The sequence below is a fragment of the Aequorivita xiaoshiensis genome (genome assembly GCF_022008395.1).
In the GTDB taxonomy this organism is placed as follows: Bacteria; Bacteroidota; Bacteroidia; order Flavobacteriales; family Flavobacteriaceae; genus Aequorivita; species Aequorivita xiaoshiensis.
Genome location: NZ_JAIRBB010000017.1, coordinates 1 through 18,178 on the forward strand (window position 1 = coordinate 1; position 18,178 = coordinate 18,178).

Annotated in this window: 12 protein-coding genes and 4 tRNA genes; 15 read left to right on the forward strand and 1 reads right to left on the reverse strand. The window is 37.2% G+C overall.

The features are described 5' to 3' along the window. Nucleotides 1-225 precede the first annotated feature (225 nt). The 14 genes from K8344_RS13075 to K8344_RS13140 all read left to right on the forward strand — a co-directional run bounded on the left by K8344_RS13075 (nucleotide 226) and on the right by K8344_RS13140 (nucleotide 13,998). Nucleotides 226-307, forward strand: a tRNA-Tyr gene (locus tag K8344_RS13075). A 199-nt stretch (nucleotides 308-506) separates the two neighbouring features. Beyond that, nucleotides 507-579 (forward strand) — tRNA-Gly (locus tag K8344_RS13080). Between the two features lie 108 nt (nucleotides 580-687). Beyond that, a tRNA-Thr gene (locus K8344_RS13085) sits at nucleotides 688-759 on the forward strand. Nucleotides 760-815: 56 nt separating this feature from the next. Continuing rightward, entirely contained in the window at nucleotides 816-2,003 is a 1,188-nt protein-coding gene (gene tuf / locus K8344_RS13090) for an elongation factor Tu (protein WP_237609131.1), read from the forward strand. Between the two features lie 136 nt (nucleotides 2,004-2,139). Continuing rightward, a tRNA-Trp gene (locus tag K8344_RS13095) sits at nucleotides 2,140-2,212 on the forward strand. A gap of 89 nt (nucleotides 2,213-2,301) precedes the next feature. Beyond that, the gene (gene secE, locus K8344_RS13100; protein ID WP_139856216.1) at nucleotides 2,302-2,490 is read left to right on the forward strand and encodes a preprotein translocase subunit SecE; all 189 of its coding nucleotides are present in this window, start codon (nucleotides 2,302-2,304) and stop codon (nucleotides 2,488-2,490) included. 3 nt (nucleotides 2,491-2,493) lie between these two features. Next, nucleotides 2,494-3,048, forward strand: a complete 555-nt coding sequence (gene nusG / locus K8344_RS13105; protein WP_139856215.1) for a transcription termination/antitermination protein NusG — start codon at nucleotides 2,494-2,496, stop codon at nucleotides 3,046-3,048. Nucleotides 3,049-3,112: 64 nt separating this feature from the next. Next, nucleotides 3,113-3,550, forward strand: a complete 438-nt coding sequence (gene rplK / locus K8344_RS13110) for a 50S ribosomal protein L11 (RefSeq protein WP_237609132.1) — start codon at nucleotides 3,113-3,115, stop codon at nucleotides 3,548-3,550. Between the two features lie 20 nt (nucleotides 3,551-3,570). Beyond that, nucleotides 3,571-4,266: a 50S ribosomal protein L1 gene (gene rplA, locus K8344_RS13115; protein ID WP_139856213.1), complete on the forward strand. Its 696-nt coding sequence runs from the start codon at nucleotides 3,571-3,573 to the stop codon at nucleotides 4,264-4,266. Between the two features lie 12 nt (nucleotides 4,267-4,278). Beyond that, entirely contained in the window at nucleotides 4,279-4,800 is a 522-nt protein-coding gene (rplJ, locus tag K8344_RS13120; protein WP_237609133.1) for a 50S ribosomal protein L10, read from the forward strand. Between the two features lie 57 nt (nucleotides 4,801-4,857). After that, nucleotides 4,858-5,235: a 50S ribosomal protein L7/L12 gene (gene rplL, locus K8344_RS13125; protein ID WP_237609134.1), complete on the forward strand. Its 378-nt coding sequence runs from the start codon at nucleotides 4,858-4,860 to the stop codon at nucleotides 5,233-5,235. Between the two features lie 147 nt (nucleotides 5,236-5,382). Next, a complete protein-coding gene (gene rpoB / locus K8344_RS13130) occupies nucleotides 5,383-9,195 on the forward strand; it encodes a DNA-directed RNA polymerase subunit beta (protein WP_237609135.1) in 3,813 nt (1,270 codons plus the stop codon). Between the two features lie 89 nt (nucleotides 9,196-9,284). Next, a complete protein-coding gene (gene rpoC, locus K8344_RS13135) occupies nucleotides 9,285-13,586 on the forward strand; it encodes a DNA-directed RNA polymerase subunit beta' (RefSeq protein ID WP_420908356.1) in 4,302 nt (1,433 codons plus the stop codon). 94 nt (nucleotides 13,587-13,680) lie between these two features. After that, nucleotides 13,681-13,998, forward strand: coding sequence for a DUF3467 domain-containing protein (locus K8344_RS13140; RefSeq protein WP_237609136.1), 318 nt, complete (start codon nucleotides 13,681-13,683; stop codon nucleotides 13,996-13,998). Nucleotides 13,999-14,110: 112 nt separating this feature from the next. On the opposite strand, the gene K8344_RS13145 is transcribed toward K8344_RS13140, so the two are convergent. After that, nucleotides 14,111-15,712, reverse strand: a complete 1,602-nt coding sequence (locus K8344_RS13145) for a peptide chain release factor 3 (RefSeq protein ID WP_237609137.1) — start codon at nucleotides 15,710-15,712, stop codon at nucleotides 14,111-14,113. 865 nt (nucleotides 15,713-16,577) lie between these two features. On the opposite strand from K8344_RS13145, the gene K8344_RS13150 reads away from it, so the two are divergent. Further along, on the forward strand, nucleotides 16,578-18,178 hold a 1,601-nt coding region (locus K8344_RS13150; protein ID WP_237609138.1), incomplete at its 3' end, for a choice-of-anchor L domain-containing protein.

Here is an 18,178-nt window from a genome sequence, read left to right on the forward strand (position 1 = left end):
TCAGGAATTAAGCTGAAGTTTTAAAATTAGGACTTGGTTTAATTGGGACGAGAAGTTTATCCTGAGCGCAGTCGAAGGGAGTCCCTCCATCGGCTTAATAATTCAGAATTGTATATTCCGAATTATGACAAAAAAATTAGTAGATTTTTAAATCTGCAAGTTCATTAGAATTATTGAAAAGTTTTAGTTTTGAATTATAAATTCGTAATTCATAATTGAAGAATTGGGGAGATACTCAAGCGGCCAACGAGGGCAGACTGTAAATCTGCTGACTACGTCTTCGCAGGTTCGAATCCTGCTCTCCCCACTACTATTTTTTATTTTCAATAAAAAATTGAAAATTTCAAACGTAATAAGTAAAATTATGTTAGTTTTGCGCAAAGTTTGAAGTAGTTCATTTATAGATTGAATAATCTTTTGATTAGATTCTCTAAAAGGTTTCGGTTTCCGTCTCTGGATATGAAACAATCTCGACGCTTGTCGGGGAGGGAATTTGCTCATAAAATGCGGGAGTAGCTCAGTTGGTAGAGCGTCAGCCTTCCAAGCTGAATGTCGCCGGTTCGAACCCGGTCTCCCGCTCTAAAATGGTTTCTAGTTTAGGGTTTGTTGTTGTTTTTTTTAAAACAGCATTGAGCTTTAAGCTTTTGAACTGTTTACCCTGAGCAGCGTTGAAGGGCTAGTTAAAAGGCCGATGTAGCTCAGGGGTAGAGCGTTTCCTTGGTAAGGAAGAGGTCATGGGTTCAATTCCCATCATTGGCTCAAGTTGCAAATACAATAGAACACTAATATATAACTAAGATTAAAATTAATACAAAATGGCAAAAGAAAAATTCGATCGGTCAAAACCACACTTAAATATTGGTACAATTGGACACGTAGATCACGGAAAAACAACTACGACTGCAGCTATTACTAAAGTTTTGGCTGATGCAGGTTTCTCTGCAGCAACATCATTTGATCAAATTGATAATGCGCCAGAAGAAAAAGAAAGAGGTATTACAATTAACTCTTCTCACGTAGAGTATCAAACAGAAAAGCGTCACTACGCACACGTTGACTGTCCTGGTCACGCGGATTACGTAAAGAACATGGTTACTGGTGCTGCTCAAATGGACGGTGCTATTCTTGTTGTTGCTGCTACTGATGGTCCTATGCCACAAACTCGTGAGCACATCCTTTTAGGTCGCCAGGTTGGTATCCCTAGAATTGTTGTATTCATGAATAAAGTTGACTTAGTTGATGATGAGGAATTACTTGAGCTAGTAGAAATGGAGATCAGAGATCTTTTAAGCTTCTACGAGTATGATGGTGATAATGGTCCTGTTGTTCAAGGTTCTGCTTTAGGTGCACTTAACGGTGAGCAAAAATGGGTAGATGCTCTTCTTAAATTAATGCAAGAAGTTGACAACTGGATTGAAGAGCCTGTTCGTGACAACGAAAAGCCTTTCTTGATGCCAATTGAAGATGTATTCTCTATTACTGGTCGTGGAACTGTTGCTACAGGTCGTATCGAAACTGGTATTGCTCAAACTGGTGATCCAGTTGAAATTATCGGTATGGGAGCTGAGAAATTAACTTCTACTATTACTGGTATTGAAATGTTCCGTCAAATCCTAGATAGAGGTGAGGCTGGAGATAACGCAGGTATTCTTTTAAGAGGTATTGAGAAAACTCAAATCTCTAGAGGTATGGTAATTGTTAAGCCAGGATCTGTTACTCCACACGCTAAGTTTAAAGCTGAGGTTTATATTCTTAAGAAAGAAGAAGGTGGACGTCACACTCCATTCCACAATAACTACCGTCCACAGTTTTACGTACGTACAACTGATGTAACTGGAACTATTACGCTTCCTGATGGTGTTGAAATGGTTATGCCTGGAGATAACTTGACTATTACTGTTGAGTTGTTGCAGCCAATCGCAATGAATGTAGGTCTTCGTTTCGCTATCCGTGAAGGTGGACGTACTGTAGGTGCAGGTCAGGTTACTGAGATTATAGAATAATCATATAATTTATATAAGCTATAGGTGTCCTGAATTTAATTCGGGATACCTTGGCTTTTTTAACTAGGTAAGCTCTAAATGAGTTGACAAAAAAATATTCAGAAGTTAGGTTTTAATGCTATATTCTGAATTTAATACGGGTTTAGCTCAGTTGGTAGAGCACTGGTCTCCAAAACCAGGTGTCGTGAGTTCGAGTCTCTCAACCCGTGCAATATTCCTGCATAAGCTTCAAGGTAAATTTACAGCTAAAATAGGAAACTTCACCTCTCTGGAGGAATAATATTAATACGACAACAAAATGGTAAACTATATTACAGAATCGTATAAAGAACTTAAAAACCACGTAACCTGGCCAACTTGGGCAGAGGCTCAGAAATTAACCGTAGTTGTTGCGGTTTTTTCTATTGTATTGGCCTTAGCGGTTTGGGGTGTAGATACCGTTTTTAGCAAAATGGTTGGTTTATATTTTGATTGGATCAAATCGTAAGAAATGACCGAAACAACAAAAACAAAAAAGTGGTATGTAGTCCGTTCAGTTAGTGGACAGGAAAACAAAATTAAATCGTATATCGATACTGAGATAAAACGATTAGAGCTTGAAGATTACATTGATCAGGTTCTCGTACCAACCGAAAAAGTTATTCAAATCCGTAACGGAAAGAAAGTAAATAAAGAACGTGTTTATTTTCCAGGTTACATCATGATAAAAGCAAATTTAGGTGGTGAAATTCCTCACATTATTAAGTCTATTAACGGTGTTATTGGCTTTTTAGGAGAGGTTAAAGGAGGTGATCCTGTGCCGTTGAGACAATCTGAAGTAAACAGAATGTTAGGAAAAGTTGATGAGCTTTCTGTTAAAGAGGATAGTGTAAACATTCCATATACTGTGGGAGAGACCGTTAAGGTTATTGATGGTCCTTTCAATGGATTTAATGGAACTGTTGAAAAAATAAATGAAGAAAAACGCAAACTTGAAGTAATGGTTAAGATTTTTGGAAGAAAAACACCATTAGAATTAAGTTATATGCAAGTTGAAAAAGTTTAATTGTTACGCTTAATAGGTTCCTTCTAAGGCTTCCACTTTTGAAGAACCACACAAAAATTTAGAAATGGCAAAAGAAATTAGTAAAGTAGTTAAGTTGCAAGTTCGCGGAGGTGCTGCTAACCCATCACCGCCAGTAGGACCTGCTCTTGGTGCTGCCGGTGTTAATATCATGGAGTTCTGTAAGCAGTTTAATGCTAGAACTCAGGATAAGCAAGGAAAAGTATTGCCAGTAGCGATTACAGTTTATAAAGACAAATCTTTTGATTTTGTTATTAAAACTCCACCCGCTGCAGTTCAAATACTTGAAGCTGCTAAAGCAAAAAAAGGCTCCGGTGAACCACACGCAAAAAAAGTAGCCACAATCTCTTGGGAACAAGTTAGAGCGATCGCGGAAGATAAAATGCCCGATCTTAACGCATTTACTGTTGAGTCTGCTATGAAAATGGTAGCTGGTACTGCACGTTCTATGGGAGTTAAAGTAAAAGGTGATGCACCTTTTTAATCTGAAAAAAGAATCTATAAATGGCACGATTAACAAAAAAGCAAAAGGAAGCCAAGCTTAAGGTAGAGGATAGAACCTATACCGTTGCCGAAGCTTCTGCTTTAATAAAAGAAATATCTAACGTAAAGTTCGATCCTTCAGTTGACCTTGCGGTACGTCTTAACGTGGATCCACGTAAAGCGAACCAAATGGTAAGAGGCGTTGTAACCCTTCCTCACGGAACTGGTAAAGACGTTAAAGTATTAGCATTAGTAACTCCAGATAAGGAAGCTGAAGCTAAAGAAGCTGGGGCAGACTACGTTGGTCTTGATGAGTACCTCGATAAAATTAAAGGAGGATGGACAGATGTTGACGTAATTGTAACTATGCCAAGTGTAATGGGTAAATTAGGTCCTTTAGGACGTGTATTAGGGCCTCGTGGTCTTATGCCAAACCCAAAAACTGGTACAGTAACTATGGACGTTGCTAAGGCAGTTTCTGATGTGAAAGCTGGTAAAATCGACTTTAAAGTTGATAAAACAGGTATCGTACACGCAGCAATAGGAAAAGCGTCTTTTGATGCTGAAAAAATTGCAGGAAACGCAAGAGAATTATTAACAACCCTCGTTAAACTAAAGCCACAAGCGGCAAAAGGTGTTTACATAAAGAGTATCTATATGTCTAGCACAATGAGTCCAAGTGTTGAGATTGACACAAAAAGGTTTACTGAGCAGTAAAAACTGGAAATTATGACTAGAGAAGAAAAATCACAAGTAATTGAAACGTTAACTGCGCAGTTGTCTGATAATGAAAATATCTATTTAGCAGATATCTCAGGCTTAAACGCAGGGACTACAACTAACTTACGTCGTGCTTGTTTTAAAGCAGGAGTTCAGTTAGCAGTTGTTAAGAACACATTGCTTAAAAAAGCAATGGAGAGTTCAGATAAAGACTTTGGAAGCTTACCAGAAGTACTTAAAGGAAATACTTCCATTATGTTTTCTGAAACAGGTAATGCACCTGCCAAAGTAATTAAAGAATTCAGAAAAAAATCTGATAAGCCTTTATTAAAAGGAGCTTACATCCAAGAGTCAATTTACGTTGGCGATGAACAATTGGATAGCTTAGCAGAGCTTAAATCTAAAGAAGAGCTTATTGGAGAAGTTATTGGGTTACTACAATCTCCTGCTAAAAATGTTATTTCAGCTCTTAAGAGTGGAAGTACTACAATTGCAGGCCTTGTTAAGACCTTATCCGAAAGAGAAGGATAAAACAAACATTGCACTAATTAATTTATATAAACACAATTATTTTTAAAAACGATAGAAATGGCAGATTTGAAAGATTTCGCAGAACAATTGGTTAACCTAACAGTAAAAGAAGTTAATGAGTTAGCTACAATATTAAAAGACGAGTACGGTATTGAGCCTGCTGCTGCAGCTGTAGCTGTTGCTGCTGGTGGTGGTGCTGCTGGTGGAGACGCTGCAGATGAGCAATCAGAATTTGATGTAATTCTTAAAGGTGCTGGTGCATCTAAACTTGCAGTTGTAAAACTAGTTAAAGAATTAACTGGTGCTGGTCTTAAAGAAGCAAAAGAATTAGTTGATAACGCACCTTCTCCAATTAAGGAAGGAATTGCTAAGGATGAAGCTGAAGCATTAAAAGCGCAACTAGAAGAAGCTGGAGCAGAGGTTGAGCTTAAGTAAGCTTATTACGTTCCAAACCCTAAGGTTTAGGTCTTCCGTCCCGTTATTATCGGGGTCGGAAAGGCCTAAACCATTTTGCGTATATAATGGTTAACACCTTTTTTATACGTTTATTCAATATTATTTTAATTAAAATTCCGTCCATAGATGTCAGCAACGCAAACTGAAAGATTGAATTTTTCCTCTGTAAAAAATAAGCCGGATTATCCCGACTTTTTGGACATTCAGATAAAGTCCTTCCAGGATTTTTTCCAATTGGAAACCAAATCAGAAGAAAGAGGCCAAGAAGGTTTATATAAAACCTTTTTGGAAAATTTCCCAATTACCGATACTCGTAACCAATTCGTTTTAGAGTTCTTAGACTATTTCGTGGATCCGCCAAGATATTCCATCCAGGAATGCATTGAACGTGGTCTTACTTATAGTGTGCCTTTAAAAGCAAGGTTAAAACTATACTGTACAGACGCAGAGCACGAAGACTTTGAGACTATTGTTCAGGATGTTTACTTAGGTACTATCCCTTATATGACTCCTAGCGGAACTTTCTGCGTTAACGGAGCTGAACGTGTTGTTGTTTCTCAACTTCACCGTTCGCCAGGGGTGTTCTTTGGTCAGTCTTTTCACGCCAACGGAACTAAATTATACTCTGCCAGAGTAATTCCTTTTAAAGGATCGTGGATTGAATTTGCCACAGATATTAACAGCGTAATGTACGCGTACATTGACCGTAAGAAAAAGTTACCTGTTACAACCCTTTTCAGAGCTATCGGTTTTGAAAGAGATAAAGATATTCTCGAAATTTTTGATCTTGCAGAAGAAGTTAAGGCTTCAAAAACAGGACTAAAAAAATACATTGGGCGTAAATTAGCTGCCCGTGTGCTAAAAACTTGGCACGAAGATTTCGTTGATGAAGATACTGGTGAAGTAGTCTCTATTGAACGTAACGAAATTATCTTAGACCGTGATACTGTTCTTGAAAAAGAACACATTGACGAAATTATAGATTCAGGAAGCAAAACTGTTCTTTTACACAAAGAAGAAAATCAGTTAGCCGACTATGCTATTATTCACAATACATTACAAAAAGACCCTACTAACTCTGAAAAAGAAGCGGTAGAACATATATATAGACAACTTCGTAATGCTGAGCCGCCAGATGAAGAAACCGCTCGTGGAATTATCCATAAGCTTTTCTTTAGCGACCAAAGATATAATCTTGGTGAGGTAGGGCGTTATAGAATGAACAAGAAACTTGGTCTTGATATTGCCATGGATAAGCAGGTGCTTACTAAAGAAGATATCATTACCATCGTAAAATACTTAATCGAGCTTATTAACTCTAAAGCTGAGATTGACGATATTGACCACCTTAGTAACCGTCGAGTACGTACTGTAGGGGAGCAATTGTCGCAACAATTTGGTGTTGGTCTTGCTCGTATGGCTCGTACTATTCGCGAGCGTATGAACGTTCGTGATAATGAGGTTTTTACCCCTATCGACTTGATTAATGCAAAGACATTGTCTTCTGTAATTAACTCGTTTTTTGGTACAAACCAGCTTTCACAGTTTATGGACCAAACAAACCCACTTGCTGAGATAACGCATAAGCGTCGTCTATCTGCATTAGGGCCAGGTGGTTTATCACGTGAAAGAGCAGGTTTCGAAGTACGTGACGTTCACTATACACACTATGGTCGTCTTTGTCCAATCGAAACTCCAGAAGGTCCAAACATTGGTCTTATTTCATCACTTTCGGTTTATGCAAAGGTTAACAACCTTGGGTTTATTGAAACTCCGTACCGTAAAGTAAATGAGGGAAAAATAGATTTTAAAAATGAGGCAATCTACCTTTCTGCTGAGGAAGAGGAAGATATGCACATTGCACAGGCAAATATTCCATTAACAGAGGATGGTGTTATCGATACTGATAAGGTTATTGCACGTATGGAAGGTGACTTCCCGCTTGTGGACCCAGTAACTTTAAATTATGCCGATGTTGCCCCTAACCAAATTGCATCTATTTCTGCATCCCTAATTCCATTCTTGGAGCATGATGATGCGAACCGTGCTTTGATGGGATCTAACATGATGCGTCAGGCTGTACCTTTATTAATTGCAGATTCTCCAATCGTTGGAACTGGTCTTGAAAGACAAGTTGCTTCTGATAGCCGAGTTTTAATAAACGCAGAAGGAGATGGTTTAGTGGAATACGTTGATGCAAACGAAATTACTATTAAATACGACCGTACTGAGAATGAACGTATGGTAAGTTTTGATAGCGATTCTAAAACATATCAACTAGTAAAATTCAGAAAGACAAACCAAGGAACTTCTATTAACCTTAAGCCTATTGTAAGCAAAGGTGATAGAGTTAAAAAAGGACAGGTTCTTTGCCAGGGTTATGCTACTGAAAAAGGTGAACTAGCACTAGGGCGTAATATGAAGGTTGCCTTCATGCCTTGGAAAGGTTATAACTTTGAGGATGCAATTGTAATTTCTGAAAGAGTAGTACGTGAAGATATATTCACTTCTATTCATATTGATGAATACTCATTAGAAGTTCGCGATACTAAGTTAGGTAACGAAGAGTTGACAAATGATATTCCAAACGTTTCTGAAGAAGCTACTAAAGACTTAGATGAGTATGGAATGATTAGAATTGGTGCCGAGGTAAAACCAGGTGATATTCTTATCGGAAAAATTACTCCAAAAGGAGAAAGTGATCCAACTCCTGAAGAGAAACTTCTTCGCGCTATTTTTGGTGATAAAGCTGGTGATGTAAAAGATGCATCATTAAAAGCTTCACCTTCATTAAACGGTGTAGTAATAGACAAGAAATTGTTTGCTCGTGCTGTTAAAGATAAGCGCAAACGTGCGAAAGATAAAGAAGACATCGCAGAACTTGAAGCAAAATACGAAAGCAAATTTGTAGCCCTACAAGATAAGTTGGTTGAAAAACTATTCACAATTGTAGGAGGTAAAACTGCTCAAGGAATAAGCAATGATTTAGGTGAAATAGTGTTCCCTAAAGGTAAAAAGTTTACATTAAAGATGCTTAATTCTGTTGACGATTACACTCACTTAACTGGAGGTACTTGGACAACCGATGATGAAACCAATGCGTTGGTTGCAGATTTAATGCACAACTATAAAATTAAGGAAAACGACCTTCAAGGTAACTTGCGTCGTGAGAAGTTTACTATCTCTGTAGGAGATGAGCTTCCTTCTGGAATTTTAAAACTAGCAAAAGTTTATATCGCTAAGAAGCGTAAACTTAAAGTTGGAGATAAAATGGCAGGGCGTCACGGAAACAAGGGTATTGTTGCACGTATTGTACGTGAAGAAGACATGCCATTCCTGGAGGACGGAACCCCTGTAGATATAGTATTGAACCCACTTGGTGTACCATCTCGTATGAACATTGGGCAGATATACGAAACCGTTCTTGGATGGGCTGGTCAAAAATTAGGTCGCAAATTCGCAACTCCAATTTTTGATGGTGCAGTAATTGATCAGATAAATGAATATACTGATGAAGCTGGCATACCAAGATACGGGCATACTTACTTATTTGATGGTGGAACTGGTAAGCGTTTCGATCAACCTGCAACTGTAGGTGTGATTTATATGTTGAAACTAGGCCACATGGTAGATGATAAGATGCACGCGCGTTCCATTGGACCATACTCACTTATTACGCAACAGCCACTTGGTGGTAAAGCACAATTTGGTGGTCAGCGTTTTGGAGAAATGGAGGTTTGGGCTCTAGAAGCATACGGTGCATCTAGTACGCTTAGAGAAATATTGACTGTTAAATCTGATGATGTTATTGGAAGGGCTAAAACCTACGAGGCAATCGTAAAAGGTGAAACTATGCCAGAACCAGGATTACCAGAATCGTTCAACGTACTTATGCACGAATTGAAAGGATTGGGTCTTGACATTAGATTAGAAGAATAAGGATATACCCCTTTACAACCGTGAAGGGGTATCTTAAATTTCTTCCGAGGAATTAAACCCTCATTTAACAACAAAGTTTATTTTAAATCATGATGAACAGAAATAAAGAAAACACAGTACAGAAATTCGACAAGATTTCTATTGGTTTGGCCTCTCCTGAATCTATTTTGGCAGAATCACGTGGAGAAGTTCTAAAACCCGAAACAATAAACTACCGTACGCACAAACCAGAGCGTGACGGACTTTTCTGTGAGCGTATTTTTGGTCCTGTAAAGGATTATGAGTGTGCCTGTGGTAAATATAAAAGAATTCGCTACAAAGGGATCGTATGTGACCGTTGTGGTGTAGAAGTAACAGAGAAAAAAGTGCGTCGTGACCGTGTGGGGCATATCAACTTAGTTGTTCCGGTTGCACACATCTGGTACTTCCGTAGTCTTCCTAACAAAATTGGTTACCTTCTTGGATTACCATCTAAGAAACTGGATATGATTATTTACTACGAACGTTATGTAGTAATTCAACCGGGTGTAGCTAAATATGAAAGTGGCGAAGATGTTAAGAAATTAGACTTCCTTACAGAAGAAGAGTATCTTGATATTTTGGAAACAATTCCACAAGATAACCAGTACTTAGAAGATACAGATCCTAACAAATTTATTGCGAAGATGGGAGCAGAGTGCTTGATCGATCTTTTGCAAAGAATTGACTTAGACACTTTATCTTACGACTTACGTCATAAAGCAAACAACGAAACTTCTAAACAACGTAAAACAGAAGCTTTAAAGCGTCTTCAAGTTGTAGAAGCTCTTCGCGATGCTAATAAAAACCGCGAGAACAAAGCTGAGTGGATGATTATGAAAGTAGTTCCGGTTATTCCACCAGAACTTCGTCCATTAGTACCACTTGATGGTGGTCGTTTCGCGACTTCAGATTTAAATGATTTATACCGTCGTGTAATTATTCGTAACAACCGTTTGAAGCGATTAATGGAAATTAAAGCTCCAGAGGTAATTCTACGTAACGAAAAGCGTATGCTTCAAGAAGCGGTAGATTCATTACTTGATAACACGCGTAAATCTTCTGCAGTAAAAACTGATAGTAACCGTCCGCTTAAATCACTTTCAGATTCATTGAAAGGTAAGCAAGGTCGTTTCCGTCAAAACTTACTTGGTAAACGTGTAGATTATTCAGCGCGTTCGGTAATTGTTGTCGGGCCAGAACTTAAATTATTTGAGTGTGGTATACCTAAAGATATGGCTGCCGAGCTTTACAAGCCTTTTGTAATCCGTAAATTGATTGAAAGAGGAATTGTAAAAACTGTAAAATCTGCAAAGAAAATTATAGATAAAAAGGAGCCTGTAGTTTGGGACATCCTTGAAAATGTATTAAAAGGACACCCGGTAATGCTTAACCGTGCTCCTACATTGCACAGGCTAGGTATACAAGCTTTCCAACCTAAATTAATTGAAGGTAAAGCAATACAACTACATCCATTAGTATGTACTGCGTTTAACGCGGATTTTGATGGGGATCAGATGGCTGTGCACTTACCACTAGGGCCAGAGGCAATCTTAGAATGTCAGTTATTGATGCTTGCATCTCACAACATTCTAAACCCTGCAAATGGTTCGCCAGTTGCTGTACCATCTCAGGATATGGTTTTAGGTCTTTACTATATGACCAAACTAAGAAAATCTACTGAAGATGTTAAGGTAAAAGGTGAAGGTCTTACTTTCTACTCGGCTGAAGAAGCAATTATTGCTTACAATGAAGGACAGGTAGATTTGAACGCTGAAATCAAAATTAGAACTAAAGATTTCAACGAAAATGGTGAGTTAACAATGCAAATTATCACTACCACCTTAGGTAGAGTAATCTTTAACGAAAAGGTGCCTGCTGAAGCTGGTTTTGTTAACGAAGTATTGACTAAAAAATCTCTTCGTGATATTATCGGGAAAATCTTAAAAGTAACTTCAGTACCTGTTACTGCAGACTTCCTAGATGAGATTAAAACTTTAGGATATAAATTCGCTTTTGAAGGCGGACTATCATTCAGCTTAGGTGATATTATTATCCCTGCCGAAAAACAAAGTATGATTGATAATGCAAACTCACAAGTTGACGGTATTATCAATAGTTATAACATGGGTCTTATTACCAATAACGAACGTTACAACCAAGTTATTGATATTTGGACTGCAACTAACGCAGAGCTTACTGAGCTATCTATGAAGCGTATTCGCGAAGATCAGCAAGGATTTAACTCGGTGTATATGATGCTTGATTCTGGTGCGAGGGGTTCTAAAGAACAGATCCGTCAGTTAACAGGGATGCGTGGATTGATGGCAAAACCTAAGAAATCGAATTCAGGTGGTGGAGAAATTATTGAAAACCCAATTCTTTCTAACTTTAAGGAAGGTCTTTCAATTCTTGAATACTTTATCTCTACTCACGGTGCTCGTAAAGGTCTTGCGGATACCGCACTTAAAACGGCAGATGCGGGTTACCTAACGCGTCGTCTAGTTGATGTTTCACAAGACGTTATTGTGAATGAAGAAGACTGTGGTACATTACGTGGTATTGAAGTTTCAGCATTAAAGAAAAACGAAGAAGTTGTTGAGACTCTAGGAGCTAGAATTGTTGGACGTACTGCGCTTAACGACGTTATTCACCCACTAACTAAAGAAGTATTAGTAAATGCTGGAGAACACATTTACGAAGAGATAGCAGATGCTATTGAGGCATCACCATTAGATAGTGTAGAAGTTCGTTCTGCATTAACTTGTGAGGCTAAAAAAGGTATATGTGCACAATGTTATGGTCGTAACCTTGCAACCAATAAAATGGTACAACGAGGTGAGGCTGTTGGTGTTGTAGCTGCTCAATCAATTGGAGAACCAGGAACTCAGCTTACACTTCGTACTTTCCACGTGGGAGGTATTGCAGGTAACATTTCAGAACAAAATAACTTAACGGTTAAATTTGACGGAAAGGCTGAAATTGAAGATCTTAAAACTGTAAAAGGTGAAGATAATCAAGGAAATCCTGTGGATATTGTTATTTCTCGTACTTCAGAATTGAAGTTAGTAGATGAACAAACAGGAATTACGCTTAGTACAAATAACATTCCTTACGGTTCAACATTACTTATTAAGAATGGTGATTCAGTAAAAGCAGGAGATGTAATCTGTACTTGGGATCCTTATAACGGTGTAATTATTTCAGAATTTGCTGGAAAAATTAAATATGAAAACATCGTTCAAGGTGTAACGTATCAAGTTGAGATTGATGAACAAACAGGATTCCAAGAAAAGGTAATTTCTGAATCAAGAGATAAAAAACGTATTCCAACCCTACAAATTTTAGGGAAGAAAGACGAAGTAATTCGTTCTTACAACTTACCAGTTGGTGCACACATTATGGTGGACGACAACGATAAGATTAAAGTAGGAAAGGTACTTGTTAAGATTCCACGTAAATCTGCAAAATCAGGAGATATTACAGGAGGTCTTCCACGTGTTACCGAGCTTTTCGAAGCGCGTAACCCTTCAAACCCAGCTGTAGTTAGCGAAATTGATGGTGTGGTTTCTTTTGGTAAAATTAAACGTGGTAACCGAGAGATTATCGTTGAGTCTAAATTAGGCGAAGTGAAAAAGTATTTGGTGAAATTATCAAGTCAAATTCTAGTTCAAGAAAACGATTACGTTCGTGCGGGTATGCCATTATCTGATGGTTCTATTACTCCAGAAGACATTCTTCGTATTAAAGGCCCATCTGCAGTACAGCAATATCTTGTGAACGAAGTTCAAGAGGTATACCGTCTGCAAGGGGTGAAGATTAACGACAAGCATTTTGAGGTTGTTGTTCGTCAAATGATGCGTAAGGTGAGAATTGAAGATCCAGGAGATACTACGTTCCTTGAAAATCAATTAGCCCATAAAGATGACTTTATCGAAGAAAATGATAAGTTATTCGGAATGAAAGTGATTACAAATTCAGGTGATTCTGAAAACTTGAAAGAAGGACAAATTCTTTCTCCTCGTGCTCTTCGTGATGAAAACTCATTATTGAGAAGAAATGATAAAGAGCTTGTAGAGGCTCGTGATGTTGTTACTGCAACTGCTACTCCTGTACTTCAAGGTATTACGAGAGCGTCGTTACAGACAAAGTCATTTATCTCTGCAGCTTCCTTCCAGGAAACTACTAAAGTATTAAACGAAGCGGCTGTAGCTGGTAAAGTTGATACCTTAGAAGGCTTGAAAGAAAACGTTATTGTGGGTCATAAGATACCAGCCGGAACAGGTATGCGTAGATATGACACTATAATAGTGGGATCGAAACAAGAATTGGAAGAAATGAATAAGGCTAAAGAAGAAGTTAACTATAACTAATTTTTATATAAAGGTGCGTTTTTAGAAACGCACCTTTTATATTTTCAGTTTTTATTCATTCAACAACATATTATAAAACAACAAATTTTTAGCAATGTCAGATCAAAAGAAACAACCTAAACAAGGTCAGATAAATATTGAGTTAGACGAAAGTGTAGCCCAAGGAATATACAGCAACTTAGCTATCATTAATCATTCTGTTTCTGAATTTGTGGTTGATTTTGTTACTATAATGCCAGGAGTTCCTAAGAGTAAAGTGAAGTCTAGAATTATCTTGACACCACAACACGCTAAGCGATTTCTGAAAGCGTTAAATGATAATGTTAAACGATTTGAACAAGCCCACGGCGAAATCAAAGATTATGAGCAACCGCCTATGCCTTTGAACTTTGGCCCAACTGGCGAAGCATAAAAAAAAGCCCCAATTATTGGGGCTTTTTTTATGCTTTAATATTTAAAATTATTTCTGCGTTTTTACTTAAAATAAGAGTAACGAGCTTTTTTATGTATTAAGCTTTGGAGATCTATTTGTTTGATTTCTCAAACTCACTTACAAAATGCAATTTCACATTTGGATATTTAGACTGCGTCATTTGTAGTGTAAAAGCTGAATCGGCAAAGAACACTAGTTGGCCGCGCTTATCCTTTGCTAAAAATTTGGATTTAACTCTTTTAAAATCTGCGAATTCAGCGCTTTTTGGATCTTTGGCTTCTACCCAACATGCTTTGTGAACATTTAGGTTTTCATAAGAACAACTTGCGCCATATTCGTGTTCAAGTCTGTACTGAATAACTTCAAATTGAAGTGCACCAACTGTTCCTATTACTTTACGTCCGTTTAATTCAAGGGTGAATAATTGAGCAACACCTTCGTCCATTAATTGGTCAATACCTTTTTCAAGTTGCTTGCTCTTCATAGGATCAGCATTGTTGATATATTTAAAGTGTTCTGGTGAAAAGCTAGGAATTCCTTTATAAAGCATTTTTTCGCCTTCAGTAAGCGTATCGCCAATTTTGAAGTTCCCTGTATCGTGAAGACCTACTATATCGCCAGGGTAGGAGATATCAACTATTTGTTTCTTTTCAGCAAAGAAAGCATTTGGACTACTAAATTTCATTTTTTTACCATTGCGAACGTGTAGATACGGTGAGTTTCGTTCGAAAGTACCTGATACAATTTTTACGAAAGCCAATCTATCGCGATGCTTAGGGTCCATATTTGCGTGAATTTTAAATACAAAACCTGAAAAAGCTTTTTCATCTGGATGAACTATTCGAGTATTGCTTGCTTTTGGACGTGGAGTAGGAGCTATTTCAATAAAACAATCTAGCAATTCACGTACACCAAAATTATTTAATGCAGATCCAAAAAATACAGGTTGTAACTCTCCATCTAAATATTCTTGCCCATCAAAATTTGGATATACTTCTTGCACTAGCTCAATCTCTTCACGTAGTGTTTCAGCTGCTTTTTCACCGACAAGTTTGTCTAATTCTGAACTATTTAAGTCTTCTACTTCAATTGTTTCTTCTATGTTCTTTCGGCTATCACCGCTAAAGAGATTAATATTCTTTTCCCAAACATTATAGATTCCCTTAAAGTCGTAACCCATGCCAATTGGAAAACTAAGGGGCGTCACCCGTAATTGAAGTTTTTGTTCAATTTCGTCTAACAAATCAAAAGCATCTCTACCTTCTCTATCAAGTTTATTCACGAATACGATCATTGGAATGTTTCGCATTCTACATACTTCTACAAGCTTTTCAGTTTGTTCCTCAACTCCTTTTGCAACGTCTATAACAACAATTACGCTATCCACTGCAGTAAGTGTTCTAAAGGTGTCTTCAGCAAAATCCTTGTGCCCTGGAGTATCGAGAATATTAATTTTTATTCCTTCATATTCAAATGCCAAAACTGAAGTTGCTACAGAAATACCACGCTGTCGTTCTATTTCCATAAAGTCACTTGTAGCCCCTTTTTTTATCTTGTTGTTTTTTACTGCTCCGGCTTCATTAATAGCTCCACCAAAGAGTAGAAGTTTTTCCGTAAGTGTAGTTTTACCAGCATCGGGATGCGCAATAATACCGAAAGTTCTTCGGCGTTTAATTTCTTTTGTTAAAGACATAATCGTTTTTCGTATATGTTGCAAAGATAAAGTTTGTTATTGGAGAATTAAACTCATGAAGGACTAAAAAGAGACTAATTATTACTCAGCGGTGAATAGTAAAAATTTAAAAGTGGAATTTATACGAAAAGGTTGAAAATTATCTATAACGAATCGGGTTTCAGCTATCGGAATTAAACTTAATAATTCAACGACAGTAATTTTGGGTTGATTCGTTATTTAAAATCTTAAAATGGGACTCGATATAAAAAAAATACAAAAAAGTATTAAAAATAAGGGTTTCGAGGTTTTTTCTATTAAATATGTCAAGACCTTGATTTTAAGTGTGTTAAGACGATATTTTTTTAACGTATTTTCAGTTTTATTAGTAATAATTTAAGATATACGTGTTAGTACGTATATGAAATTGTTAAAAATTATACTACGTTTGTTTTATCGTTAGATCATTTTTGTTCTTAAGAACTTATTAAGTGATTTATCTCTATCCCCAAAAGCTGGTATCAAGTAATCCCCACGTAAATCTTGATAAGATATTAAAAGCTTAAAGACTGTCTCCCCTAAAGTCTTGATATAATAAAGTTATTTTAAATAAAAAAGTCGGTCTCCTCAAACGTCTTTTATTACAATATAGAAAATTGATTTTAATACTAAGACCCACCTCCTCATAGGTCTTGTAAGAAAAATTTTGAATAAAGATTTTTAAAATTTTAAAGCTAGTTGACTTTCCCCTAAAACGCTTTTTAAATATATAATATACCAATTTAACTATGAATAAGATTCATATACATTCTTTTTTCACATTACTGCCTAAACATCTATGTTATGGCAGGTTTTCAATTTCAACTAAACAATTAAAAACTATATTATGATTAAAATAATTACTAATTTATTTACTTCTGATAAGAGGTTTTTAATAGGTCTTTTTTTGATTCTTTCATTTAGTTTCAGTTATGGACAAGAGGTTATTAAACCAAGAGTTGGCTCAAGTCCGGATAAAAGTATATTAATCAAAGGAGGGCAACAAGAAGGTCCAGGAACTGGAAATAGTATTGAAGTGCCGAACGATGATGCTACGTATGGGTCTACACCGAAACAATTGGTTGAAAATATTTTAGCAACGTCTTGTATGAGCATTGGAAATGTAAGGTTTGGATATTATCAAAAAAATGGTAATAATTGGACCTGGAATAATCAATTTGGAGGCTCAACTTTAGATCGGCAATTAGGTTATTTTAATGAAGGCAATGCCGTAAATTTTGGAATTGAAGAGGGATTGTTGCTTTCCACGGGTAAAATTAAGAATGCTAGAGGACCAAGTGTTTCAGATGGTTTTTCTGATGAAATGAATAGTAATGCAAGTGACCCAGATTTGGCACTTATTACTGAGCATACCATGTATGATGCCGCTGTTCTTGAGATTGATTTTACACCAGTTGGAACAAAAATTGAATTTCAATTTATTTTTGCATCAGATGAATATTTAGAATATTGTGGAACAGTATACGAGGATGCTTTTGGATTCTTTTTAAGCGGTCCTGGTATTGCTGGTGGGGAAGGATATCAACATGATGCTGTTAATCTAGCGTTAGTGCCTGGTACTAGTGATGAAATTACAATTAATACCATTCACCCCTATGTTGCTTCTAATGTTAATGGTAATTCGGTAGCCGCCAAAAATCAAGCTTATTATGCTAATAACAATATAAATGTTTCAACTGAATTTGATGGTGGAACAGTTGTAATGACAGCTGAGTATAGCGGCCTTACTTCTGGACAGCAATATAAAATGAAAATGGCTATTGCTGACGCATCCGATCAGCAATGGGATGCAGGAGTGTTTCTAAAAGCGAGAAGTTTTACTTCAAATGCATTGGTTGTTAATGATCCTGAGCCTCTTTGTTTAGGGGTAACAACTGCGGACATTACTGCTCCTGCTATAACAGCAGGAAGTACTATTTCAGGACCATACACATATTGGCAAGATGAGGCCGCCACTATAGCTTTTACTACTCCAACTGTGGCGCCGGTTGGAACCTATTATATTAAAGCAGTTGATAATGATAGTGGTTGTGAAATTATTAAACCAGTTACGGTATCGAATTCTGATTTAGATTCTAGTTACACCAAACAAAATATCACTTGTTTTGGTGATTCGAATGGTTCTATAGACTTATCTGTTACTGGTGGAACGGGTTCTTACACATATTCTTGGACAACAAATGACGGAAGTGGTTTAAACCCGTCTTCTCAAGATCAATCTGGTTTAACTGCTGGTACTTATAAGGTTACTGTTGATGATGGTAATTGTACTATTTCGGAAACTGTTGTAATAACCCAAGCTGTAGCTGTAGACCCACCAGTAAGCGGAGGGGATCAGACCGAGTGTGAGGCCAGTCCAATTCAGACATTAACAGCTACTGCTACGGTACCGGGAGGTCAGGCGGTTGTTTGGTATGATGCTGCTAC